Here is a 22,671-nt window from a genome sequence, read left to right as displayed (position 1 = left end):
GGGACGGGTCTGCGCCTGGTTCCCGCTTCTGCCGCTGGCCATCCCAGTCAGCAAGGCTCACAGCAGCCAATAATCGGCGGGACGGGGTTCGGTTGCGGGGATATCCAGCTCAAAGGGGGCCGCTTCGACCGGGGCACCGGCCGGAGCGCCCCCGCTCCCATTGGTGATATTGGTGGTGACCACGGATACAGTGAGGCGATAGTCGCCGGCGGTGGCGCTGAAAGGCGTCAGTTCGATAATCGCATCCTCCGCCTCCTGGGTGAAGATCTCCATGGTCACCGACGGGTAGCGGCCATATTTGTAAGTGACCAGTACATTGTCCTGCCCGCGCAATCCCAGTTCGGCCAGGGTGGTCGCGGATGACAGGGTCAGGAATTCCAGGGTTACCTTGTAGTTTGTGTAGGCATCGCCCCGAAACGTGAACCAGTCATTGTCATTGATGCTGCTGAAGGTGCCTGTCGCGGGGGTGCCGACAGTCAGCCAATGGTTGGTCTGATCAGTGCCAAACGGGGTGCCGTTCGCCCGCGTCCCGGCCAGGAAAGCCTTGGTAGCAGCCACCTGCCAGTCATCACCGGTGATATTGTTCGCCATGGCATAGGCGGTGACGTCGAACGCATCGGTTGGCCGCCCTTCGGCAAAACCATTGGTCAGGTAATGGCGGGTCAGAGCCGCCGTATCATAGCCCAGCGCCCTGGCCAGATCCGGGTTGGACCCAGCATAATCAAAGGCATTGAAGCTTTTCCAGCCCCGCCCCTCCGCAGCGCCGAAACTGAAATAATGGCTGTAGGCGGCCTTGAGATCGGCCCCGAAAGCGCGGATCAAATCGGGATTGGACGCCAGATAGGCGGCGGCATCGAACCGAACCTCCCGATATTCCTTGACCCCGTAATTCAGATAATGGTTGAGGCCGGCCGTAGCATCCAGGCCGAAAGCGGCCCGCAGATCAGCATAGGAGGCAAGATAGGCCAGACCATCAAAGGTGATGGTCGCCCCCTTGGCCGCCCCATTCTGGATATAGTCCAGCAGCCCCCCCACCGCTGAGACCCCAATCGTGTCGATGCGACTGGTGTCGCTGGCAATATAGGCCAGCCCGTCAAACCCGGCCAGCAGCCGCCCTTCCTTATGGCCATACGAAATGTAGTGGCGGGTGGCCGCCCCCAGATCCAGGCCAAAGGCCGCAATCAGGTCCTTGTTCGTGGCCAGATAGGTGAGCGGGTTAAAACTGTCCTGGCTGCGCCCTTCCCTCTGTCCGAAACCCAGCCAATGGGCGCGCGCCGCCACCGTATCCGCGCCAAAGGCGGTAATCAGATCGGGGTTGGAAGCAATGTAAAGCAGGCCGTTGAAATCAAGGGCAGCCACCTGTTCGCGGGTCAGTGTCTGCCCGGCCCCACCGGTAAAGACAAAATTTTCAACATTGCTGACCAGAAGGCTGCCTGTGGGGCCCTTCAGGGTCAGGCTGCCATCACTGTTGGTGATGGCGCGGTAGACATCGCTGCCGCCCAACAGGCGCAGACTGTCGGTGCCGTCGCCACCGTCCACCGTGTCATCACCGCCCCCGGCCAGGGTTACGAGATCATCACCAGCACCAGTGAGGATGCGGTTGGACAGGCCATTGTCCCGCACCGTGTCGATGCCCGCCCCCGTGGTCACAGCGGCGATATAGGTGGCAAAGGCAACGGAAAGGTTACGGGAAAGGCCCGAGACGTCGGAAAAGGAACCAGGTCGCAGGTCGACATTGGAATTGCTGGAAAAGCCGGACAGATCCAAACTGTTGCGCCCGCCGCCATCCCAAATGGTGACCACAGGCTGGGTATTCTGGGTAAAGTCAAAGACACTGCGTCCGGCGGTGCTGTTGAAGCCATAAACCGTATCGCCGGCGCGGGTGGCATAGTTGCGGCCATACCAGTCCTGAACCGCCAGCACATCATACAACAGGGGTGTCGCCGCATATTTGCGGGCATGGTTGGCGCCGGTCTCCGTGGCCGAGAAATAGGACATCAGCGTGTATTGCCGGCTGTCCTGCATGAAGTCGGCTTTGTTGGCATAGGTGACCTCAGCCCCGCTATTATCGGACGCATTGTAGTCCCCCGGATGGACCAGACCCAGGGCATGCCCGATCTCATGCAAGGTGGCAGACAAGTCGTAACTGCCCGGCGTGCGACCGCCCCAGCTATCCTTGGTACTGTCGAAATTGACCCAGACCGGGCGCGTTATTCCCGTGGTGAAGGCAAAACCCCAGACACCGTCGGCAATGGAACTGGAATTGGCAAAGGTGATCTGCCCCTGGCGGGCCGATGCGGGAGCGTTTTCGGTAAACCGCAGACCGGCCACATCGGACCAGAGCTGCAAGGCCAACCGCGCCGTTTCCTTCTGTGCGTCGATAAAGCTGTTGAAGCCAGTATAGTCGGAGCCCGTGCTGCTGGCCGGGCGGCTGGTCAGAAAGCTGAAACCGATGGTCTGTAACGGTGCCCAGGCACCGCCATCATCCTCTTGCAAGCGCTCGATGAAATCGGCATCCGACAGGATCGGCTTGCCCCCAGCCACGCCAGCGGCATTCGCGGCCAGTTCCGCCGTGGTGATGGCATGGGTTTCTTCAATTCGGCCGCAGAGAATGCACATGGCGCCCACATCAAAATGAACGATGTTCTCCCTATGGTACCAGAAGCCGGGGCGAACGGAACAGCGGCGCATTCGGGTGGTCCACACCGTTTTTCAACCAACGTCCGCGAAATCAGCAAGCCGCCGGGCCGTTGCCTCTGGTAAACAGCCTGCCAATGCCGCCAGGGAGATGATCGCGCCATGACCCGCCCCGTGCTTTACCGCAACGCCCGTCTGATCGACCCGGCCAGCGGGCTGGATCAGGTCGGTGACCTTCTGACGGTGGGCGAGGCGATCGCCGCCATGGGGCAGGGCATCGCGGCCCAGGGCGTACCCGACGGCGCAGAGATTGTTGACGCCGCCGATCTGGTCCTGGCCCCCGGTCTGGTCGATCTGCGCGCCCAGGTTGGCGAGCCTGGGATGGAGCATAATGAAACGCTGATGACCGCCAGCCGCAGCGCCGCCGCTGGCGGTATCACGGCCCTGGCAGCTTTGCCCAATACCGACCCGGTGATTGATGACGAGGCGGGGTTGGAATTCATCGCCCGGCGCGCGCGCGAGGTGAAGCTGGTCAAGATCTTCGCCTATGGCACGGTCACGCGGGAAACGGCCGGCAAGGAAATCAGCGAGATCGGTTTGCTGGCGGAAGCCGGCGCCGTGGGTTTCACCGATGGCGGGCCCATCGCCGACCCGGCCCTGCTGCGCCGCGCCCTGGCCTATGCTGGTGGGTTCGGGCAGACGATTTTCCAGCATCCCAGCGAGCCGCGTCTGGCTGGCGGGGTGATGAATGCCGGCGATTTGGCCACCCGTCTGGGGCTGGCCGGTATTCCCGGCATGGCGGAAGTCATCATGCTGGAACGCGACCTGCGGCTGGTGGAAATGACCGGCGGGCGCTATCACGCAGCCAATATCTCCACCGCCGAATCCGTCGCCGTCATCCGCCGGGCCAAGGCACGTGGCCTGAAAATCACCTGCGATACCGCCCCACCCTATTTCGCACTGACCGAAACCGATGTCGGCGATTACCGCACCTTCTTCAAACTGTCACCGCCGCTGCGGGGCGAGATGGACCGCCGTGCCATCATTGACGGGCTGGCGGACGGGACCATTGATGCCATCGCGTCCGACCACCAGCCGCACGACCAGGACAGCAAGCGCGTGCCCTTTGCCCAGGCGGCCTTCGGCGCGGTGGGGCTGGAAACGCTGCTGCCCCTGACCCTGGAACTGGTGCATAAGGGGGCATTGCCCCTGGCACGGGCACTGGCGGCGCTGACCTCCATCCCCGCCGACATCCTGGGCCTGAAGGGTCTGGGCCGCATGGCCGTGGGGGGCAAGGCGGATCTGGTGCTGTTCGATGCCGACCGGCCGTGGCAGGTGGAGGCCGAGAAGCTGGCCTCCAAGTCCAAAAACACCTGCTTTGACCGCCGCCCGGTGCAGGGCATGGTCTTGCGTACCATCGTGGATGGGCGCACGGTGTTCAGCCGCACCTGAGGCCCGAGACCAACCAACACCGCCCAAACAAGAAGAAATGACCATGGCCGATCTTTCCCCCCTGCTGTTGATCCTGTCGCTGGTTGGCGGCTATCTGTTGGGCTCCATCCCCTTCGGCCTCGTGCTGACCCGGCTGGGTGGCTATGGCGATATCCGCAAGATCGGCAGCGGTAATATCGGCGCCACCAATGTGCTGCGTACCGGCAACAAGCCCCTGGCGCTGGCCACCCTGCTGCTGGATAGCGGCAAGGGTGCCATCGCCACCCTGATCGCGCTGTATCTGGCGGGCACAGAGGCCGGGATCGCGGCGGCGGCGGGGTCGATGCTGGGCCACAGTTTCCCGGTCTGGCTGGGATTCAAGGGCGGCAAGGGGGTGGCCACCTCGCTGGGTGTGCTGCTGGCCATTTCCTGGCCGGTGGGACTGGCAGCCTGCGGGACCTGGCTGCTGGCGGCGGCCCTGTTCCGTATCTCGTCCCTGTCGGCCCTGATCGCCGTGGGCGCCAGCCCGGTTGTGGCCTGGTTCCTGGCCGGTCCCGCCGTGGCGGGCCTGTGCCTGTTCATCGCCGCCCTGGTCTATATCCGCCACAAGGACAATATCGCCCGGCTGCTGAACGGCACCGAACCGAAGATCGGGGCGAAGAAGAAGGATGCGGCGGCGGGTTAAGCCAGCGCCGCCGCCACCGCCACCTGTGTGGACACCGTCAGCGGTTCCGGCAACGCATCCAGGCTGAACCAGCCCCAATCCGCCATCGCGTCGGGTTCCATCACATGCGGTTCGCCAGCGATGATGCGGGCGCGGTGGACGGGGTTGACCCAGTGGCTGGGGCCGGTCGGGTCGATCTGATCGACCACACAGAGCAGGCCTTTCAGGTCGATGACCACGCCCAGTTCCTCCGCGATTTCCCGGCGGATCGTGTCGGGTACCTTTTCCAGAAAATCCACCTTGCCACCGGGCAGGCCCCAATGGTCCGCCTCCGGATTGCGGCGGCGCTTGACCAGCAGCAGGCGGTCTTGATCGTCGGTAATAAAGGCGCCGCAGCCGACACGAATGATGCTCATGGCCCGTCCCCTCAGCGCATCGGCACGGTGGTGCGTTTGGCTACCGTGCGCAGGGTGAAGCTGGACCGCACCCGCGCCACACCGGGCAGGCGGGTGAGGGTTTGGGTATGCAGGCGCTCATAGTCGCTGCCATCGGCAACAACCACGCGCAGCATAAAATCGGCATCACCGGCCATCAGATAACATTCCATCACCTCCGGGCATTCCATCACCTTGGCCTCAAACGCCCGCAAATCCTGATCCTGCTGCCGGTCCAGCGTGATCTGCACAAACACGGACGTGCCACGGCCGAGTGCTGCCGGGCTGACCAGCGCCACATAGCCCTCGATCACACCCTCATCCTCCAGCCTTTTCAGGCGGCGATGACAGGCGGATGGCGACAGGCCGACATGGTCGGCGAGATCGGCGACAGAAATGCGGCCATCGGCCTGCACCTGTATCAGAATCTTACGATCAATGGCATCCAGGTCGGCTGGTCGCATTATCCACCGCGTATACCGAGTTTCATGCACGAAACGTCGAAATAGGGCCATGCCGGACCCGGTCTTTGCAAGGACATTCACCTGGGTTCGGGCGTATTCTCTCCCCACATCCGAACAGGGAGAGAAATCATGCTCATCGGCGTTCCGAAAGAGATCAAGAATCACGAATATCGCGTTGGCCTGATCCCCGGCAATGTGCGCCAACTGGTGGTCCATGGCCATCAGGTGATCGTTCAGAAGGACGCCGGCACCGCCATCGGGTTAAGCGACGATCTCTATATCGCTGCCGGTGCCAGCATCGTGGACACGGCCGAAGAGATTTTCGCCCGCGCCGACATGATCGTGAAGGTGAAGGAGCCGCAGCCGAACGAATGCAAGATGCTGCGCCCTGGCCAGGTCCTGTTCACCTATCTGCATCTGGCGCCCGATCCGGAGCAGACCAAGCTGCTTCAGGAAAGCGGCGCCATCTGCATCGCCTACGAGACCGTGACCGACCGCAATGGCGGCCTGCCGCTGCTGGCGCCGATGTCGGAAGTGGCCGGGCGTATGTCCATTCAGGCCGGCGCGCACTGCCTGGAGAAATCCTATGGCGGTATCGGTATCCTGCTGGGCGGCGTGCCCGGCACGCCCCCGGCCAAGGTCGCCATCATTGGCGGCGGTGTGGTCGGCACCAATGCCGCTCGCATGGCCATGGGCCTGGAAGCCCATGTCACGGTTCTGGACAAGTCGCTGGACCGGCTGCGTCAGTTGGACCAGCAGTTCGGCCGCCGTCTGAACACGGTCTATGCCAATGTCGAAACCATCGAACAGGCTGTTCTGGAAGCCGATCTGGTCATCGGCGCCGTGCTGGTACCCGGCGCGGAAGCGCCCAAGGTGGTCAGCCGTGAACTGGTCGGCCGCATGAAGAAGGGTGCGGTTCTGGTCGATGTCGCCATTGATCAGGGCGGCTGCTTTGAGACCAGCCACGCCACGACGCATGCCGACCCGACCTATGTGGTGGATGGCGTCATCCATTACTGCGTGGCCAACATGCCGGGGGCGGTTGCCCGCACCTCCACCTTTGCGCTGAACAATGCCACGGCGCCGTTCGTGCTGGCCCTGGCCGACAAGGGCTGGGTGCAGGCGCTGAAGGATGATGTGCATCTGCGCAACGGTCTGAATGTCGCCAAGGGGCAATTGACCTATCCCGGCATCGCCCATCTGGGTCCTGTGGTCAGCGCCGACAGCCTCCTGGGCTGAGGGAAGACCGGTTCGCCGGAGAGATACAAGGCCGGGTCCTGCGTTGGGACCCGGCCTTTTTCATGACTGCTGACGGCAAGGCGGATCAAAGGATACCAAGTCACCATCCGGTGCAGCGGGCAAACCATCCCCTCACAGCAACCGGCCCTGCATCGGTTGTGGACCATACAGCAATTCCGGAACCGCTTCTTCCAGCAGTTCGTTCACGGCCTCGTCCAGCAAGGCGTCAATGGCGCTGCCCTGGATATGCTCACGCCCGATTTCCAGAATGACCGGTACGGCCAGGGGCGAGATGCGGTCCAGACGGCGGTGGCGGATACGGCCCCGCACACGGCTCAGCATATCGGATACACGGCGTACATCGGTGAGGCCGGCGGCCGCATCGGCACGTGTTGCGCGCAGCAACACATGGCCCGGTTCATGTTTGCGCAACACATCATAGATCAGATCGGCGCTGAACATCACCTGCCGCCCCGTCTTTTCCAGCCCCGGATGGCGGCGTTCGATCAGGCCGGATATGACGGCAACAGAACGAAACAGGCGCTTCAACATGGAGCTTTCCTCCATCCACGCTTCCAGATCATCGCCCAGCATATCCTGATCGAACAGGGCATCCAGGTTGCTGGCGGGCTTCAACGACCAGATGGCCAGTACATAATCAGTAGCGACAAAGCCCAGCGGGTGCAGGCCGGCCCGTTCCATGCGGCGGGTCAGCAGCATGCCCAGGGTTTGATGCGCGTTGCGTCCTTCAAAGCAGTAGGCGACCAGATATTCCTTTCCGTTGCGGGGAAAGGTTTCGATCAGCAGTCCCGATGCATCCGGCATCACCGATCTGTACTGCTGTAACTGCAGCCATTCCTGCACCGCGTCCGGAAACGTTGCCCACTGGCGCGGATCGGACAGCAAGGCCCGCACCCGGTCGGCCAAATGGGTGGAGAGCGGCAGACGACCGCCGGCATAGGCGGGGACTTTGGGTGTGCCCTGCCCGCCCTTGGCAGCGATCACATCATTGTCGCGCAGGCCCACAAATTTCAGCAACTGTCCGGCAAAGATGAAAGTGTCGCCCGGCACCAGACCATTGACGAAATACTCCTCCACCCGGCCTAAAACCTGACCCCGGTTCAGCCTGACATTCAGCATGACCTCTTCGACAATCGTGCCGATATTCATACGATACTGACGGGCCACCATGCCGCTGCCCACTTGCCACAATCCGCTCTCCGGGTCCTGGGTCAGCCGCTTGAACTTGTCATAGGCGCCCAGCGCATACCCGCCCGTGGCGACAAAATCAAAGACATCATCAAATTCATCGCGCGAGAGGTTCGCGTAAGGCGACGCCCGCACCACCTCAGCATAAAGCGCATCGGCGCTGAACGGTCCGGAACAGGCGACACCGGTAATATGTTGGGCCAGCACATCCAAGGCACCGGGACGCAGCCGGTCCCCATCCAGGGTGCCGGCCTTGATGGCTGCGACCGCCGCTTCACATTCCAGCACCTCAAACCGGTTGCCAGGGACCAGCAGGGCCGTCGATGCCTCATCCAGGCGATGGTTGGCGCGGCCGATGCGCTGCAACAGGCGGGACACGCCCTTGGGTGCCCCCACCTGCACCACCAGATCAATGTCAGCCCAGTCGATACCAAGGTCGAGCGAGGAGGTCGCGACCACGGCGCGCAACTTGCCTGCTGCCATCGCCGCTTCCACCTTGCGCCGCTGCTCTACAGCCAGGCTGCCATGATGCAGGGCGATGGGCAGATTGTCCGTGTTCAGCCGCCACAATTCCTGAAAGGCCAGTTCCGCCTGGGCACGCGTGTTGACAAAGACCAGGGTCACGCCATGGTCACGGATACGCTGATACACCTCTCCCATCGCATGCAGAGCCATATGGCCGGCCCACGGCAGATGTTCCTTTGTGGCCAGAATTTCCACCTTCGGCGGGGCACCCGGCCGACCACGCACGACCCGCACAGGCGCCACTTCACCATCATCATCATGCAGGCGGCCCGTGGGCGACAGAAAGGCGGTCAGGGCGTCCGGATCGGCAACTGTGGCCGACAGGCCGGCACGCAGGGCATAGGGGGCCAGGCTGGACAGGCGCGCCAGACACAGAGCCAGTTGATCCCCGCGCTTGGTGCCGGCAAGCGCATGCAGCTCATCAATGACGATGCGGCGCAGGGGGCGGAAAATCTCGGCCGCGTCAGGGTAAGACACCATCAGTGCCAGACTTTCGACGGTCGTCATTAGAATATGCGGTGGTTTGGACCGCTGCCGCGCCCGCTTGGCCTCCGGCGTGTCGCCGGTGCGGGTTTCGGCCCGGATGGGCAGGCGCAGAGAGGCGATGGGCGCCTCCAGGTTACGCTGGATATCGACGGCCAGCGCCTTCAAGGGTGAGATATAGAGCGTGTGCAGACCTTCGCGCGGCCGCTGCGACAGGTCGATCAGGCTGGGCAGAAAACCGGCCAGCGTCTTGCCCGCCCCCGTCGGTGCAATCAGTAACGCATGCATCCCGTCGCGCGCAGCGGCCACCATGCCCACCTGATGCGGCCGCGCAGTCCAACCCTGAGAGCGGAACCAACCGGCAATGGCAGGCGGGAGCAGGTCGTCATCGGTGGACAGGGCGGGCACGGGCTGCATGGACGCATCATGACGGAACGGAGCGCGAACGGAAAGGGCCGTTGCGACGGGACCCGCAGCGACCTATACCGAGACCACACTCCTTCAACCGTATGAACCATAATGATCCGCACCGCGACCAATGCCGACATCCCTGAACTGATGCGCATCCGGGCCGCCGTGCAGGAGAACCGGTTGCGCGATCCGTCGCGGGTGCCGGCGTCGGCCTATCAGGCGTTTCTGGCGGTCAGCCCTATCTGGCTGTTTGAGGATGAAGGCGGCATCCGGGGCTTTGCGGCGGCTGATCCGCGTGATGGCAGCATCTGGGCACTGTTCACCGATCCCGCCGCCGAAGGCAGGGGTGTGGGCAAGGCACTGCTGTCTTATGCGCTGAACGACCTGAAGCAGGCGGGGTGGGAACAGGCGCACTTGTCCACGGACTGCGGCACGCGCGCCGATCGCTTCTATCGCGCCCAGGGATGGGCGCCGACCGGCCTGACGGAGGGCGGGGAACAGGGGTTTGTCCGCGCGCTTTGATCGCGGCCTGTGCATGGGGCCAATACCCATTGCGGGCATGCCGCCCCCTGGTATCGGCCGATGCTGTCCGATAAGGTCGCACACCAACCCGATCATGGAAGCGGTGCGATGACCGACAATATCACCCGCCTGCTGGACATCATGGCCAAGCTGCGCGACCCGGAGGGCGGCTGTCCGTGGGATCTGGAGCAGGATTTCGCCACCATCGCGCCGCATACCATTGAGGAAGCCTATGAGGTGGCGGATGCCATCCTGTCGGGTGACATGATGGCCGTGAAGGACGAGCTGGGCGACCTGCTGTTCCAGACGGTGTTTTATGCCCAGATGGGCAAGGAACGCGGCCTGTTCGATTTCGATGCCATCGCGGGCCACATTGCCGACAAAATGATCCGCCGCCATCCCCATGTGTTCGGCGAAGTGTCGGTTCATACGGCCGATGACCAGGTCAAGCACTGGGAAGAACTCAAGGCAAAAGAACGGGCGGAGAAAGCGGCAGCCAGCGGCGTGCCCCCATCCGCCCTGGATGGGATCACGCCCGGCCTGCCGGCCCTGACCCGTGCCGTGAAACTGCAAAAGCGGGCCGCGCGCGTCGGCTTTGACTGGACCCGCGCCGATGAGATCCTGGACAAGATCGAGGAGGAGATCGGCGAACTGCGGGCCGAGATCAAGGCCGCCACAGTGGAAAAGACCCGCGTGCAGGATGAGTTGGGCGACCTGTTGTTTGCGCTGGTCAATCTGGCGCGGCGCATGGATATCGACCCGGAAACGGCCTTGCGCGGCACCAACCACAAATTCGACCGGCGTTTCCGCCATGTCGAACAGGCGCTGCATGCCCAGCGCAAGAAGCCTGAGACATCCACCCTGGATGAGATGGAAGCCCTGTGGGTTGAGGCCAAGCGCGGCGAACGCGCGTAAGTGTTCAGTGACGGGAGAGATTGAGCGATGACCACTGTTCCCTACACCCCCAAGGTCGTGATGATCACCGGTGCCACGGGCGCCTTCGGGGCGGCGTTTGCCCGCCGCTTTGCCGCGCTGGGATCAAGACTGATCCTGACGGGCCGCGACCTGGGCAAGTTTGAGCCGCTGCTGGCCGAGATCAAAACGCCCGTGCATCTGATGAAATTTGATGTCCGCGACCGCAAGGCGGTGGAGGCGGAACTGTCCGCCCTGCCGTCCGAGTTCGCTGAGATCGACCTTCTGGTTAATAATGCCGGGCTGGCATTGGGTGCCGATCCCGCCCACAAATCCAATCTGGATGATTGGGAGGTGATGATCGACACCAATGACAAGGCGCTGGCCATCATCACCGGCCTTATCCTGCCGGGCATGGTGGAACGCGGACGCGGCCATATCATCAATATCAGCTCTACGGCTGGGTCCTACCCCTATCCGGGCGGGCATGTCTATTGCGCGTCCAAGGCCTTTGTGACGCAGTTCAGCCTGTCTTTGCGCGCTGACCTGATCGGTACCGGCGTGCGCGTCACCTGTGTGGAGCCGGGCATGGTACAGACCGATTTCAGCCTGGTGCGTTTCAAGGGCGATGCCGAGAAGGCCGCCAAGGTTTATGCTGACACGGTTCCCCTTACCGCCGAGGATGTCGCGGAGACGGTCACCTGGGCTGCGACTGTGCCGCCGCATTTTAATGTGAACCGGGTGGAGATCATGCCGACCACCCAGGGGCCGGGAGCCCTGGGTGTCTATCGCACCCCAAAGGGGTGACGCGGAATGGGGGGCCACCTGCCCCCCCTGTTTACTGCTCGTCCGGCACCAGGAAAATCTGGCCCGGATAGATCAGGTCCGGATCGCGGATCTGGGCCTGATTGGCCTCAAAAATCACGGTGTAGCGAATGCCCTCGCCATAGGAACGGCGGGCAATGGCCCACAGATTGTTGCCCGGCACCACCACCACCGCGCGGCCAGCCAGCGCCTGATCGGGGATCGGCACTTTGCTGAAATTGACCTCGGCCCGGCTGGCCACCTTACTGTCGGGGCCAACCTGATCCACGCGCAGGCTGTACTGTCCATCGTCAAAGATGCGATCCGGCGTTATGGACCAGCGGCCATCGTCACCCACCTTGGTGCGGCCGGTCAGATTATTCTGGAGGTACAACATCACCTCTGTGCCGGGCTTTGCCTGGCCGCCGACACTGACCTTGCCGCCGCGATCATAGTCCACGGTGTCGATAGTGATTTCCCCGGCTGGCCGTGGCGCCCCGCCCTGCGACAGAGAACGCGGGGCTTGCAGCACCCGGCTGCCATCCCGGCCCGTCAGCACAGCCAGGGAATCCCCCTCTCCGCGGCGGCCGGCCAGATCGCGGTCAGGTTCCGGCACCGCCAGCACGACCGTGGAGTCGCCCTTGGTCACGGTGCCGTCGCTGGCCACCTGTTCCAGCCGCAATTCACGGGCGCCGGGCGCCAGGGGGTCAGACGGGAGGAAGGTCCAGTCACCGCGCGCATCGGCCGACGTGGTGCCCAGCAGCTTGTCCCCATCCAGGATATTCACCGTGGTTCCCGGCACTGCACGACCGGCAATCACCGCTGTGCCCGACGGCTCCACCCGCACCACATCGAAGGCCGGGAGGCTGGTCTTTTTCGCGGCGGGGGCCTGCAATGATGAACGTGCGCCCCCCCCGCTGCCAGGGCCCTGCAACTGCCAGGCGACCACACCAACGGCAGCAACGGCCAGAACGGCAATGGGGATCAGGATTTTGCGGTTCACGGAAACAATAACCTTTCTCGCCCTCAACGGAACGGGACAGGACAGGATGGGCCAACAAGGTTCAGCCGTAGCTGACCAGCGCCCAGATAGCGGCACCCGATAGTGCCGTGACAAGCAGGGCACGGACAAGGGAAACGATCCGAGGGGCCGGAATGTTCCCCGGCAGGGGCGCCCGCCCTGTCACCATTGGCCGCACCAGATCCAGACGTTTGAACAGGGCATAGGCCAGAATGGCTGCGATATGCAGACCGGCCAGCGCCAACAGAATATCAAAATTGTTCATGTGAATGGTGCGCATCAGGGACGCCGTCGCGCCGCTGACCCGGTCCACCAGCGGCCCATCGGTCAGGATACCGTCACTGGTGAACAAGCCGCTGACAGCCTGGACACCAACCACGCTCAACAGTCCCAGCACCGCCAGCGCCCCCAGCGCATTATGGCCGACATGGGGCGAGAGGCGGCCAGGTTGGCGCAGCTCTGCAATATGGTGCCAGATGGCCTTGGGTCCACGCACAAAACTGGTGAAGCGGGCTGTCTCACTGCCCACCAGCCCCCAGAGGATGCGGAACAAGACCAGCCCCAGCGTGGCGTATCCAAAACGCAGATGCCAATCAAACGCGTTGAACTCCGCGGAAATCCAGGAACCGCCAATGCATATCACCAGCAGCCAGTGGAACAGGCGCGTCGGCAGGTCCCAGACCAGAATCTTGCGCATGGATGTTTCCCACGCCGGAATGAACCAACGCCCCCCAACAAACCATTGGGGGGCGCCCGTCAATTAGGACTTATAGGCGTCGTGGCAGGCCTTGCAGGTACCGCCGACCTTGCCCAACTGGGCACCGATCGCGGCCTTATCGCCGCCGGCCGCCACCGTTACAAGGGCCGCTGCTTCCGTCTGGAAGGCAGTGGTCTTCGCCTTGAAATCGGCCATGTTGGTCCAGATTTCCGGCTTTGCCTCACTTTTGCCCACCCCAATGGCAGTACCGGCCGGCCACCAATCGGGGAAGGCCTTGGACACAGCCTCAATGGTGGCGGCGGCGGCCTGCACATCGGCAACCGTGCCATTGCCATCCTTCACGAAACCGGAGATGGCTTTCATGCCGCCGCCAGCCTTCTTCAACTCGGCCTTGCGGGCCTCAATCACGGCCGTGGGGTCCTGGGCCTGGGCGCTGACAATAAAGCCGGTCAGGCTGGTCGCGGCGATGATACCGGCGGCAATCGCGCCGAAACGATGCTTCATCACTCGTAATCCTCCATCAGATCGCCGGGGGCGCCAGTGACGGCCCGGGCCGGGGGTGACACATGGACGCCGTCCCATTGAAGACGCCATCACTGGGAGATGGGGTGCGCTTGTGTCCGGTCAACAGATGGTGTAGGGCCGAAGGGATCAACAGCGCACCCTTTCGCACAGGGCGAAGAGTGCCCGTTGTTGAGGTCGGTTTGCAAGCAGCACCAAAGGGGTGCCGCCCGGTCAGTTCAGGAAAGTGTCCACTCATGTCGTCGATTCAATCGGTCTGTGTTTATTGCGGTTCTTCCGACTTCGTTGCCGACAGCTTCAAAGAGGCGGCGCGGCGTACCGGTGAACTGTTGGCGGCTAACGGCTATGGCATCGTCTATGGCGGTGGCCGCGTTGGCCTGATGGGCCTCGTGGCCGATGCTGGCCTGCAAGGCGGGACCAGTGTTGTTGGCATCATTCCCGACCACATCAAGCGGTATGAGGTGGACCACACCGGGCTGACCGAGCTGATCGTTGTCGAGAGCATGCATATCCGCAAGCAGATGATGGTGGAACGGTCGGATGCCTTCTTCATTCTGCCCGGCGGCATCGGCACCCTGGATGAAATGTTCGAGATCATTACCTGGCGGCAACTGCGCCTGCACGGCAAGCCGGTGATCATTGTCAATGTTGACGGGTTCTGGAACCCGCTGGTGGCCCTGATGGAGCACATGACCGAGACCGGGTTCATGCGCAAGCCCAACCTGCCCGGTGCAGAAGACCGGCTGTACCACGTGGTGGACAGTGTGGAAGAAGGCGTCGATCTGCTTGCCCGCCTGGAGCAGGCGGCGCATAAGGTTCAAACTGATCGGATGTAAGGGTACGGGCTTTGCCTTTGTCGCAGGCCAGCCCCGCATTCGGAACGAAAATTACCCGAGCAGGCCCGGTTGCGACCCTGTCGCGAATGGGCTTTATTGACACCGCCGGGCCGGACGCTGGATCGCCGCCGGTACCTTTCACCCCTGGGAGAGCGCCCCCATGTCGAAGATCAAAGTCGTCAATCCGATCGTGGAACTCGACGGCGACGAAATGACCCGCGTGATCTGGCAGTTCATCAAGGACCGCCTGATCCTTCCGTATCTGGACGTGGACCTGAAATACTATGACCTGGGTGTCGAACACCGCGACGCCACGGATGACAAGGTCACGATCGAAAGCGCCGAGGCCATCAAGCATTATGGCGTGGGCGTGAAGTGCGCCACCATCACCCCCGACGAAGCCCGGGTGAAGGAATTCAACCTGAAGCAGATGTGGAAGTCGCCCAACGGCACGATCCGCAACATCCTGGGCGGCACCGTGTTCCGTGAGCCGATCATCTGCAAGAACGTGCCGCGCCTGGTGCCGGGCTGGACCCAGCCCATCGTGATCGGCCGTCATGCCTTCGGTGACCAGTACAAGGCCACGGACTTCATCATCCCCGGTGCAGGCCGCCTGTCCATCACCTTCACCAGCGCCGACGGTACCAGCAACATCCGCCACACCGTGTTCGATTTCGACGGGCCGGGCGTTGCCATGGGCATGTACAACGTGGACGAATCGATCCGCGGCTTTGCGCGCGCCTGCATGAATTATGGCCTGCTGCGCGGTTACCCCGTGTATCTGTCCACCAAGAACACGATCCTGAAGGCCTATGATGGCCGCTTCAAGGACCTGTTCCAGGAAGTGTTCGAGGCCGAATTTGCCGACAAGTTCAAGGAAGCTGGCATCACCTACGAACATCGCCTGATCGACGATATGGTGGCCTCCGCCCTGAAATGGTCGGGCAACTTCCTGTGGGCCGCCAAGAACTATGACGGCGACGTGCAGTCGGATCTGGTGGCACAGGGCTTCGGCTCGCTGGGCCTGATGACCTCCGTTCTGATGACCCCCGATGGCAAGACGGTGGAAGCGGAAGCCGCCCACGGCACCGTGACCCGTCACTATCGTGACCACCAGAAGGGCAAGCCCACCTCCACCAACCCGATCGCCAGCATCTTCGCCTGGACCCAGGGCCTGACCTATCGCGGCAAGTTCGACAACACCCCGGACGTTGTCGACTTCGCAAAGACCCTGGAACGCGTCTGCGTGGAGACCGTTGAAGACGGCTACATGACCAAGGATCTGGCCACCCTGATCGGCCCGGACCAGAAGTGGCTGACCACCCAGGACTTCCTGGCCAAGCTGGACGAGAACCTGCAGGCCGCCCGCGCGAAGTAAGCGCTGGCGAATACAGGTTAGCGTGATGAAGCCCCGGCCGTGGCAACGCGGCCGGGGTTTTTTATGCGACGGGTGTCGTGGGAGCTTCCCCCAATCCCAGCATCCGCATCATGCCTGCCGGTTGCGCCAGCAGATCGGCCAGGGTCACCTCGTCCAGGACCCCCAGAAAGGCGGCCAGCGCCTTGCCCAGCACCTTTTGCAGTCGGCAGTCGCCGGTGATGGGGCAATTGTTCCCTACTTCGAAACATTCCACCAGCGACAGATCATTTTCCAATTGCCGCACCAGAGCGCCGAGATTGATCTCCGCAGCCGGACGGCCCAAAGCCAGACCACCATTGCGGCCGCGTACGGTGCGTACATGGCCCAACTGCCCCAGTTCATGGACAATCTTGGTCAGATGGTTTTCTGAGATCCCATAGCGGGCGGCAATCTCCGGGATTGTGGATAGGCCTTCGCGCTTCATCCCCAGATAAAGCAGCACACGCAATCCGTAATCGGTGTAGCGGGTCAGCCGCATCGTTTCTTTCCCATTGCCCCTGATCCCTGCATGCCATCCCCGAAGGAACAGGACAAGCCCGGACAGGCCCAGGGCTGGCACAGCCTTCCCTGAAACAAAAGATACATTTAATATGTTGCTTTTAAGGCGCGCGCTTCATAAGGTTCGTGAGAAATGCATCTTTTGATGCCCAATCACCAGACACTAGAGACCCCGCATGTTGTCCCCCGAGACCATCGCCATTGTGAAATCCACCGCCCCGGTCATGCATCAGCATGGAGAGACGATCACCCGGCACATGTATGAGAACCTGCTGCGTGATCCGGCCATCCGGGCCATTTTCGACCCCACGCATCAGCGTAACGGCACCCAGGCCAAGGCGCTCGCCAGTGCCGTCGCGGCCTATGCCGATCACATCGACAATCTGGCGGCCTTGGGCCCGGCAGTTGAGCGTATTGCGGAACGGCATGTCAGCCTGCATGTGCAGCCCTACCATTATGATATCGTCGGCGCCAATCTGCTGGGTTCTGTCGCCGAGGTGCTGGGCAATGCCGCGACACCGGTCATTCTGCAGGCCTGGACGGAAGCCTGGACGCTGCTGCGCGACATTTTTATCGGCGTGGAACAGGCCAAGTATAAAAACAACGCCACAGCACCCGGTGGCTGGTATGGCTGGCGCCCGTTCAAGGTGGTGAATGCGGTGGCGGAAAGCAGCGTCATCCGCAGCCTGTACCTGGAACCAGCCGATGGTGGCACCATCCTGTCCTTCCGGCCCGGCCAGTATCTGACGCTGAACCTGACGATACCGGGCTATGGACCGCTGCGGCGCCATTACAGCCTGTCCAACGCGCCCAATGGCCGTTCCTACCGGATTTCTGTCAAGCATGAGGGGCCGCCGGAGAGCGGCTTGCCTGAAGGGCTGGCGTCCAGTTTCCTGCACCGCCACCTGTCCGTGGGCGACGTTGTTGATGTTGCCCCACCCGCAGGCAGTTTCACGGCGCCAGACGGCGATAGCCCGTTGTTCCTTCTGGCCGCCGGGGTCGGTATCACGCCGCTGCTGTCGATGGCCGAAACTGCCCTGGCCGAAGGAACCACGCGACCGCTGCATTTGTTCCATGCGGTCCGCAACCGGGCCCACCATGCCTTTGGCCCGCGACTGCGCGCCCTGGCCGCCGACCATGATAATCTGTCGGTCAGCATCCTTTATGAGCAGGTGGGGCGGGACGACCAACGCGGCCAGCATCATGACGCAGAGGGCCGCATCGACCCGGCCGCCATCGCCGCCCTTCCCCATTCTGTCGGTGCCCATTTCATGGTCTGTGGCCCAAAAGGCTTCATGAGCAGCAGCATCAAGGGCTTACGGGAAGCAGGTGTGGGTGCCGATCGGATTCGATATGAGTTCTTCGGGTCCCATGAAGAAGAATTGCTTGACTGAGGTGATTCCGTCGCAGAGTCGCACGCGCGGAAAACACCAACACCGCAGTTTTCCTTCGCCCACGGCGTCAGCAGGCGCTGTGGGCGTTTTTTATTCACTTGTCTGCATTTGCAGCATATTGCCGATGTTAACGGGTTATGACAGCGTCATAATACACAGAGTGTGCACCGCCAAAGGTGCACCCCGACAAGAAGAACGCGTGGGAGGAGTTACAGCATGTTCAGCCATACCAGCGGGCGCATTCGGCCTGGTCGTCACCCGCTTGCCCTGTCCATTCTGCTTTGCAGCGCCGCCGCCATTGCCATGCCCGCCCAGGGCCAGCAGGCCCCGGCTCCGTCGTCGGGCGCAATGCTGGAAGAGATCATCGTCTCTGCCCGTAAGCGCGACGAAACCCTCAAGGATGTTCCCTTCTCCATCAACGCGATGAGCGCGGATTCGATGAAGGATGCCGGTGCAACCAATATCGAGGATGTGTCACGCAACATTGTCGGTCTGTCGATCCAGAATCTGGGTCCGGGACAGAGCCAAGTGGCCATCCGTGGCATTTCCGCGGGCCAGATTGTGCGTGACCAGCCAGGGGTGAAGGAACAGGTCGGTGTCTATCTGGACGAATCAGTGATCTCGCTGTCGCTGTTCACGCCCGATCTGGATCTGTATGACCTGAGCCGGGTCGAGGTGCTGCGCGGGCCGCAGGGCACCCTCTATGGCTCCGGCTCGCTGTCCGGCACCATCCGCTACATCACCAACAAGCCGGCCCAGGGCACCCAGGAAGGCACCACCGAGTTGTCGGTCGAACAGATTGATGGCGGTGGCACCGGGTACAGCGCCAAGGCCATGATCAATGTGCCGGTCAGCGATACCCTGACCCTGCGCGCCGTCGGCTATGGGACCCGCTATGCCGGCTTCATTGATGCGGTCCAGCCCAATGGCAGCATCAAGAAGGACGTAAATGACGGGTTCCGTACGGGCTTCCGCATGGCGCTGGGCTGGCAACCGACGGAGAATGTCACTGTCACGCCGCGTGTCGTTTATCAGGAGATCGAGGCGGACGGGTTCAACCGTGAGGACCAGTTCAATATCCTGGCCAATGAGCTGGTGACGACGGGCAGCCGCCTGTTCCAGTTCAAGGAACGCCAGCAGTTCACGCAACTGGAAGAGCAGTTCAAAGACCAGTTCATGCTGGCCGACCTGACCATCGAGGCGGACCTGGGTGCGGTGACGGCCACGTCGGTCACGTCGATCACCGACCGTGATCTGCTGGTCTACCGCGATGCCTCGCAACTGACGGGTTCCATCACGGGCCAGCCGGGTGTGCTCTCGCCCACCGGCCTTTCCCGGCAGGTCTACACGCTGGACTCGCCGCTGTCCGATGCGACGGATGTGAAGGTCTTCACCCAAGAGGGTCGTCTGGCCTCCAACGGTGATGGCCCGTTCCAGTGGGTGGCCGGGGCGTTCTATTCCAAGATCGAGCGCAAATATGGCCAGACCCTCAATGTTGACGGGTTTGAGGCGATCACCGGCATCGACACCAATGGCGCGCGGGCGCAGAACGGGCTGGACGAACTGTACTGGTCGCGCATCCCGTATGATTTCAAGCAGGTGGCCCTGTTCGGTGAAGGGTCCTATGACCTGACAGAGCAGCTATCCGCCACGCTGGGCCTGCGCTATTTCGACTTCAAGGAAAACCGGACCCTGAACTTCGATGGCATCTTTGCCGACCGTGCCCAGGGCGTGGAAGGCAAGACCAGCAGCGACGGCTTCTCCCCCCGCGCCATTCTCTCTTATGACGCCACTGAGGATGTGACCATCAATGCACAGGTATCGAAGGGTTTCCGCCTGGGCGGCATCAACGACCCGCTGAACCTGCCGCTTTGCTCCGCCACCGACCGTACCACCTTTGGCGGACGTGACAGTTTCGGCAATGAAAGTGTGTGGAACTATGAAATGGGGGCGAAGGTCAGCTTTGCTGGCGGCCGCGGTGCGCTGAACATCGCCGGCTACTACACCGACATTTCCAACCTTCAGGTTACGCTGGATGCCGGTACCTGTTCCTCACGCATCATCTTTAACGCCGATGCCCGCACGCGCGGGACGGAAGCGGAGTTCAGCTATCAGCTCACCGATGCCTTGAACCTGTCCCTGTCCGGGTCATTCAATGACAGCGAATTTACCGAAACCGTGACCTCACGCGGGGCCACGGGTGCCGCTACCGTGGTGGGGGGCATCAAGAAGGGCAACCGCCTGCCCACCGTCCCGCGCTATCAGTTCAGCGCGCAGACCAAGTGGGAAGACGAGATTGGTGCCGACCTGCTGGGCTTTGCCACGGCAACGTTCCAGCATATCGGGTCGCGCTTTACCCAGGCGGTGGATCAGGACCCGTCCGCCGTGGGTACCGTCACCCGCATTCCCATTGGCGGCCAGCCGTCCACCACCTTCACCTTCAACCCCAAGCTGCCCTCCTATAGCAGCGTCAATCTGCGCATGGGCGTGAAGAAGGATGAGTGGGAAATTGCTGGCTATGTGAACAACCTGTTCGACGAAAATGCCAAGCTGTCGCTGGACCGCGAACGCGGCTTCCGCGCCCGCGTGGCCTATCAGGTTGCCAAGCCGCGTACCTTTGGTGCCCAGGTCAGCACGACGTTCTGACCCGGTTGCCGCAGGACAAGCAAAACCCCGGCGGAAGCAGTTCCGCCGGGGTTGTTTTTTGCCTGGTCTTCCAAACAAAGCCCAATCAGGACCAGTGCATTACCCGCCCTGCTGCGCCATCTGTTCGTCGCGCTGCCGGGCCTTTTCCTGCCGCGCATTATAGATGCCGGCGCAGATAATGCCGATGGCCACGATAGCGACCACAATGGTAGCCAGCGCGTTGATCTTGGGCGACAGGCCAAGGCGGACAGAAGAGAACACGATCTGCGGCAGCGTGGTTGAGCCGGGCCCCGAGACGAAGCTGGTGATCACCAGATCATCCAGCGAAAGCGTGAAGGCCAACAGCCAGCCTGAGACAATGGCAGGGGCAATCAGCGGCAAGGTGATGACAAAAAACACCTTGGCCGGCCGTGCGCCCAGATCCATCGCCGCCTCTTCCAGGCTGGCATCCATGGAGACCAGCCGCGATTGCACCACCACGGTCACAAACGACATGGTGAAGGTGATATGGGCCAGGATAATGGTCAGCATGCCGCGCCCTTCGGGCCAGCCCAGCATTTGTTCCATGCTGACAAACAGCAGCAGCAGCGACAGGCCCATGATCACTTCCGGCATCACCAACGGCGCCGACACCATGCCGGAAAACAGGGCCCGACCTTTGAACGCCCCGAAGCGCGCCAGCATCATGCCGGCCAGCGTGCCCAGAACGACGGCAAAGCTGGCGGAAATGAACGCCACACGCACTGACAGCCAAGCCGCCGACAGAAGCTGTTCATCACGCATCAGTTCGCCATACCAGCGGAAGGAGAACTCCGACCAGACAGAGACCGAGCGGTTGTCGTTGAAGGACAGCACGATCAGCAGGATGATCGGGATGTACAAGAACAGCAGGCCGATCATCAGGCCAAAACGCAGGAACCAGGATTTCGGCATTACGGGTGCCCTCCCTGCTTACCCTGCACGTTCTGGAAGATCATGATCGGCACGACCAGGAACAACAGCAAGGCAACGGCCACGGCGGATGCCAACGGCCAATCACGGTTATTGAAGAATTCTGTCCACAAGGTACGCCCGATCATCAACGTATCCGGCCCCCCAAGCAGTTCGGGGATGACGAACTCACCAGTGGCCGGGATAAAGACCAGCAGTGAGCCGGCGATCATGCCCGGCACGGACAGGGGCAGCGTGATCTTCAAGAACGCCTTCCAGGGTGGGCAGCCCAAATCCGCGGCTGCTTCCAGCAGGGTATTGTCCAGCTTCTCCAGCGTCGAATAGAGCGGCAGGATCATGAAGGGCAGATAGGAATAGGTGATGCCGATATAGGTCGCCACCGGCGTGTACAGTATCTGTAAAGGCTGATCAATAATCCCCAGCCATAACAACACGTTATTGAGCACGCCATTATTGGACAGGATGCCGATCCAGGCATAGACGCGGATCAGGAAACTGGTCCAGAACGGCAGGATGATCAGCATCAGCAAAGGGGCCCGCCATTTCGGGTCCGCCTTAGCAATGGCGTAGGCAACCGGATAGCCCAGCAGCAGGCAGCAGATGGTGGAGATGAAGGCGATCTTCAGGCTGTTCAGATAGGCAACGATATAGAGATCGTCGGTCACCATGTAATGGAAGTTATAGAAGGTGACCGTGATCTGGTATTTCAGCTCCTCCACATTCTCAATCAGTGACGTGAAGGGCGGGATCGCCATCTGGCTTTCGGCCAGCGCGATCTTCAGGACGATCAGGAACGGGATCAGAAAGAACAGCAGCAGCCAGGCGTAGGGCACGGCCATGACCAGCGCCCGGCCCGACAGTCCGACCCGCTGCAACAGGCCCAGAAACCCTGTATGGCGCATTTCGCTTTGAATTGTTTCGGCCATGTCTCAG

General features: G+C 62.0%; 20 protein-coding genes. 10 read left to right on the top strand and 10 right to left on the bottom strand.

Going from position 1 to position 22,671, the window contains the following annotated elements; translation table 11 throughout:
• Positions 1-57: 57 nt before the first annotated feature.
• A complete protein-coding gene (locus tag CHU95_RS14425) occupies positions 58-2,691 on the bottom strand; it encodes a M10 family metallopeptidase C-terminal domain-containing protein (protein WP_094457019.1) in 2,634 nt (877 codons plus the stop codon).
• Positions 2,692-2,799: 108 nt separating this feature from the next.
• Between CHU95_RS14425 and pyrC the strand changes: the two genes are divergently transcribed.
• Entirely contained in the window at positions 2,800-4,089 is a 1,290-nt protein-coding gene (gene pyrC, locus CHU95_RS14420; protein WP_094457018.1) for a dihydroorotase, read from the top strand.
• Between the two features lie 43 nt (positions 4,090-4,132).
• Complete coding sequence (gene plsY, locus CHU95_RS14415; RefSeq protein ID WP_094457262.1) at positions 4,133-4,753, top strand: glycerol-3-phosphate 1-O-acyltransferase PlsY; 621 nt, start codon at positions 4,133-4,135, stop codon at positions 4,751-4,753.
• On the opposite strand, the gene CHU95_RS14410 is transcribed toward plsY, so the two are convergent.
• Positions 4,750-5,148, bottom strand: a complete 399-nt coding sequence (locus CHU95_RS14410; RefSeq protein ID WP_094457017.1) for an NUDIX domain-containing protein — start codon at positions 5,146-5,148, stop codon at positions 4,750-4,752. The genes plsY and CHU95_RS14410 overlap by 4 nt on opposite strands.
• Before the next feature lie 11 nt (positions 5,149-5,159).
• Positions 5,160-5,630, bottom strand: coding sequence for an Lrp/AsnC family transcriptional regulator (locus tag CHU95_RS14405; RefSeq protein ID WP_094457016.1), 471 nt, complete (start codon positions 5,628-5,630; stop codon positions 5,160-5,162).
• 129 nt (positions 5,631-5,759) lie between these two features.
• Here CHU95_RS14405 and ald point away from each other — a divergent pair, with 129 nt between their 5' ends.
• A complete protein-coding gene (gene ald, locus CHU95_RS14400; protein WP_094457015.1) occupies positions 5,760-6,869 on the top strand; it encodes an alanine dehydrogenase in 1,110 nt (369 codons plus the stop codon).
• Between the two features lie 132 nt (positions 6,870-7,001).
• On the opposite strand, the gene CHU95_RS14395 is transcribed toward ald, so the two are convergent.
• Entirely contained in the window at positions 7,002-9,503 is a 2,502-nt protein-coding gene (locus tag CHU95_RS14395; protein WP_207762504.1) for a ligase-associated DNA damage response DEXH box helicase, read from the bottom strand.
• Positions 9,504-9,605: 102 nt separating this feature from the next.
• On the opposite strand from CHU95_RS14395, the gene CHU95_RS14390 reads away from it, so the two are divergent.
• The 3 genes from CHU95_RS14390 (at position 9,606) to CHU95_RS14380 (ending at position 11,738) form a co-directional block, all read left to right on the top strand.
• Positions 9,606-10,019 (top strand): GNAT family N-acetyltransferase, encoded by a 414-nt coding sequence (locus CHU95_RS14390; RefSeq protein WP_207762503.1) that lies wholly within the window; start codon positions 9,606-9,608, stop codon positions 10,017-10,019.
• Positions 10,020-10,127: 108 nt separating this feature from the next.
• Positions 10,128-10,934, top strand: a complete 807-nt coding sequence (mazG, locus tag CHU95_RS14385; protein ID WP_094457259.1) for a nucleoside triphosphate pyrophosphohydrolase — start codon at positions 10,128-10,130, stop codon at positions 10,932-10,934.
• Positions 10,935-10,961: 27 nt separating this feature from the next.
• A complete protein-coding gene (locus CHU95_RS14380) occupies positions 10,962-11,738 on the top strand; it encodes an SDR family NAD(P)-dependent oxidoreductase (RefSeq protein WP_094457014.1) in 777 nt (258 codons plus the stop codon).
• 31 nt (positions 11,739-11,769) lie between these two features.
• Here CHU95_RS14380 and CHU95_RS14375 read toward each other — a convergent pair whose 3' ends face one another.
• The 3 genes from CHU95_RS14375 to CHU95_RS14365 form a co-directional block, all read right to left on the bottom strand.
• The gene (locus CHU95_RS14375; RefSeq protein ID WP_094457013.1) at positions 11,770-12,738 is read right to left on the bottom strand and encodes a LysM peptidoglycan-binding domain-containing protein; all 969 of its coding nucleotides are present in this window, start codon (positions 12,736-12,738) and stop codon (positions 11,770-11,772) included.
• Positions 12,739-12,799: 61 nt separating this feature from the next.
• Positions 12,800-13,453: a cytochrome b/b6 domain-containing protein gene (locus CHU95_RS14370; protein WP_094457012.1), complete on the bottom strand. Its 654-nt coding sequence runs from the start codon at positions 13,451-13,453 to the stop codon at positions 12,800-12,802.
• A gap of 63 nt (positions 13,454-13,516) precedes the next feature.
• On the bottom strand, positions 13,517-13,978 hold the full coding sequence (locus CHU95_RS14365; RefSeq protein ID WP_245838319.1) for a c-type cytochrome: 462 nt from the start codon (positions 13,976-13,978) through the stop codon (positions 13,517-13,519).
• 254 nt (positions 13,979-14,232) lie between these two features.
• Between CHU95_RS14365 and CHU95_RS14360 the strand changes: the two genes are divergently transcribed.
• Entirely contained in the window at positions 14,233-14,832 is a 600-nt protein-coding gene (locus CHU95_RS14360) for an LOG family protein (protein ID WP_094457010.1), read from the top strand.
• A 160-nt stretch (positions 14,833-14,992) separates the two neighbouring features.
• Positions 14,993-16,210: an NADP-dependent isocitrate dehydrogenase gene (locus CHU95_RS14355; protein ID WP_094457009.1), complete on the top strand. Its 1,218-nt coding sequence runs from the start codon at positions 14,993-14,995 to the stop codon at positions 16,208-16,210.
• A 61-nt stretch (positions 16,211-16,271) separates the two neighbouring features.
• Here CHU95_RS14355 and CHU95_RS14350 read toward each other — a convergent pair whose 3' ends face one another.
• Positions 16,272-16,727, bottom strand: a complete 456-nt coding sequence (locus CHU95_RS14350; protein ID WP_094457008.1) for an RrF2 family transcriptional regulator — start codon at positions 16,725-16,727, stop codon at positions 16,272-16,274.
• Between the two features lie 196 nt (positions 16,728-16,923).
• On the opposite strand from CHU95_RS14350, the gene hmpA reads away from it, so the two are divergent.
• Positions 16,924-18,141, top strand: coding sequence for an NO-inducible flavohemoprotein (gene hmpA, locus CHU95_RS14345; RefSeq protein ID WP_094457007.1), 1,218 nt, complete (start codon positions 16,924-16,926; stop codon positions 18,139-18,141).
• 216 nt (positions 18,142-18,357) lie between these two features.
• On the top strand, positions 18,358-20,787 hold the full coding sequence (locus CHU95_RS14340) for a TonB-dependent receptor (protein WP_094457006.1): 2,430 nt from the start codon (positions 18,358-18,360) through the stop codon (positions 20,785-20,787).
• 99 nt (positions 20,788-20,886) lie between these two features.
• Here the strand turns inward: CHU95_RS14340 and CHU95_RS14335 are convergent, their stop codons facing one another.
• On the bottom strand, positions 20,887-21,720 hold the full coding sequence (locus CHU95_RS14335) for an ABC transporter permease subunit (RefSeq protein ID WP_094457005.1): 834 nt from the start codon (positions 21,718-21,720) through the stop codon (positions 20,887-20,889).
• Positions 21,720-22,664 carry an ABC transporter permease subunit gene (locus CHU95_RS14330; protein ID WP_094457004.1) on the bottom strand — a complete coding sequence of 315 codons (945 nt, stop codon included), beginning with the start codon at positions 22,662-22,664 and terminating at the stop codon, positions 21,720-21,722. Before CHU95_RS14330 ends, CHU95_RS14335 begins: the two co-directional genes overlap by 1 nt.
• Between the last annotated feature and the right edge of the window lie 7 nt (positions 22,665-22,671).

Origin of the sequence: Niveispirillum lacus, assembly GCF_002251795.1 — a bacterium.
GTDB lineage: Bacteria > Pseudomonadota > Alphaproteobacteria > Azospirillales > Azospirillaceae > Niveispirillum > Niveispirillum lacus.
Note: the sequence above shows the minus strand (reverse complement) of the source record. Positions and strands in the feature narration are given on the sequence as shown.

Excerpts from the sequence above, each read along its gene's own strand:
- CHU95_RS14370 (WP_094457012.1), bottom strand. The coding sequence starts at position 13,453 with ATGCGCAAGATTCTGGTCTGGGACCTGCCGACGCGCCTGTTCCACTGG.
- CHU95_RS14410 (WP_094457017.1), bottom strand. The coding sequence starts at position 5,148 with ATGAGCATCATTCGTGTCGGCTGCGGCGCCTTTATTACCGACGATCAA.
- CHU95_RS14395 (WP_207762504.1), bottom strand. The coding sequence starts at position 9,503 with ATGCAGCCCGTGCCCGCCCTGTCCACCGATGACGACCTGCTCCCGCCT.
- CHU95_RS14425 (WP_094457019.1), bottom strand. The coding sequence starts at position 2,691 with ATGCGCCGCTGTTCCGTTCGCCCCGGCTTCTGGTACCATAGGGAGAAC.
- CHU95_RS14340 (WP_094457006.1), top strand. The coding sequence starts at position 18,358 with ATGTTCAGCCATACCAGCGGGCGCATTCGGCCTGGTCGTCACCCGCTT.
- CHU95_RS14335 (WP_094457005.1), bottom strand. The coding sequence starts at position 21,720 with ATGCCGAAATCCTGGTTCCTGCGTTTTGGCCTGATGATCGGCCTGCTG.
- CHU95_RS14380 (WP_094457014.1), top strand. The coding sequence starts at position 10,962 with ATGACCACTGTTCCCTACACCCCCAAGGTCGTGATGATCACCGGTGCC.
- CHU95_RS14365 (WP_245838319.1), bottom strand. The coding sequence starts at position 13,978 with ATGAAGCATCGTTTCGGCGCGATTGCCGCCGGTATCATCGCCGCGACC.
- CHU95_RS14350 (WP_094457008.1), bottom strand. The coding sequence starts at position 16,727 with ATGCGGCTGACCCGCTACACCGATTACGGATTGCGTGTGCTGCTTTAT.
- CHU95_RS14330 (WP_094457004.1), bottom strand. The coding sequence starts at position 22,664 with ATGGCCGAAACAATTCAAAGCGAAATGCGCCATACAGGGTTTCTGGGC.
- CHU95_RS14390 (WP_207762503.1), top strand. The coding sequence starts at position 9,606 with ATGATCCGCACCGCGACCAATGCCGACATCCCTGAACTGATGCGCATC.
- CHU95_RS14360 (WP_094457010.1), top strand. The coding sequence starts at position 14,233 with ATGTCGTCGATTCAATCGGTCTGTGTTTATTGCGGTTCTTCCGACTTC.
- CHU95_RS14405 (WP_094457016.1), bottom strand. The coding sequence starts at position 5,630 with ATGCGACCAGCCGACCTGGATGCCATTGATCGTAAGATTCTGATACAG.
- CHU95_RS14355 (WP_094457009.1), top strand. The coding sequence starts at position 14,993 with ATGTCGAAGATCAAAGTCGTCAATCCGATCGTGGAACTCGACGGCGAC.
- pyrC (WP_094457018.1), top strand. The coding sequence starts at position 2,800 with ATGACCCGCCCCGTGCTTTACCGCAACGCCCGTCTGATCGACCCGGCC.
- hmpA (WP_094457007.1), top strand. The coding sequence starts at position 16,924 with ATGTTGTCCCCCGAGACCATCGCCATTGTGAAATCCACCGCCCCGGTC.
- mazG (WP_094457259.1), top strand. The coding sequence starts at position 10,128 with ATGACCGACAATATCACCCGCCTGCTGGACATCATGGCCAAGCTGCGC.
- ald (WP_094457015.1), top strand. The coding sequence starts at position 5,760 with ATGCTCATCGGCGTTCCGAAAGAGATCAAGAATCACGAATATCGCGTT.
- plsY (WP_094457262.1), top strand. The coding sequence starts at position 4,133 with ATGGCCGATCTTTCCCCCCTGCTGTTGATCCTGTCGCTGGTTGGCGGC.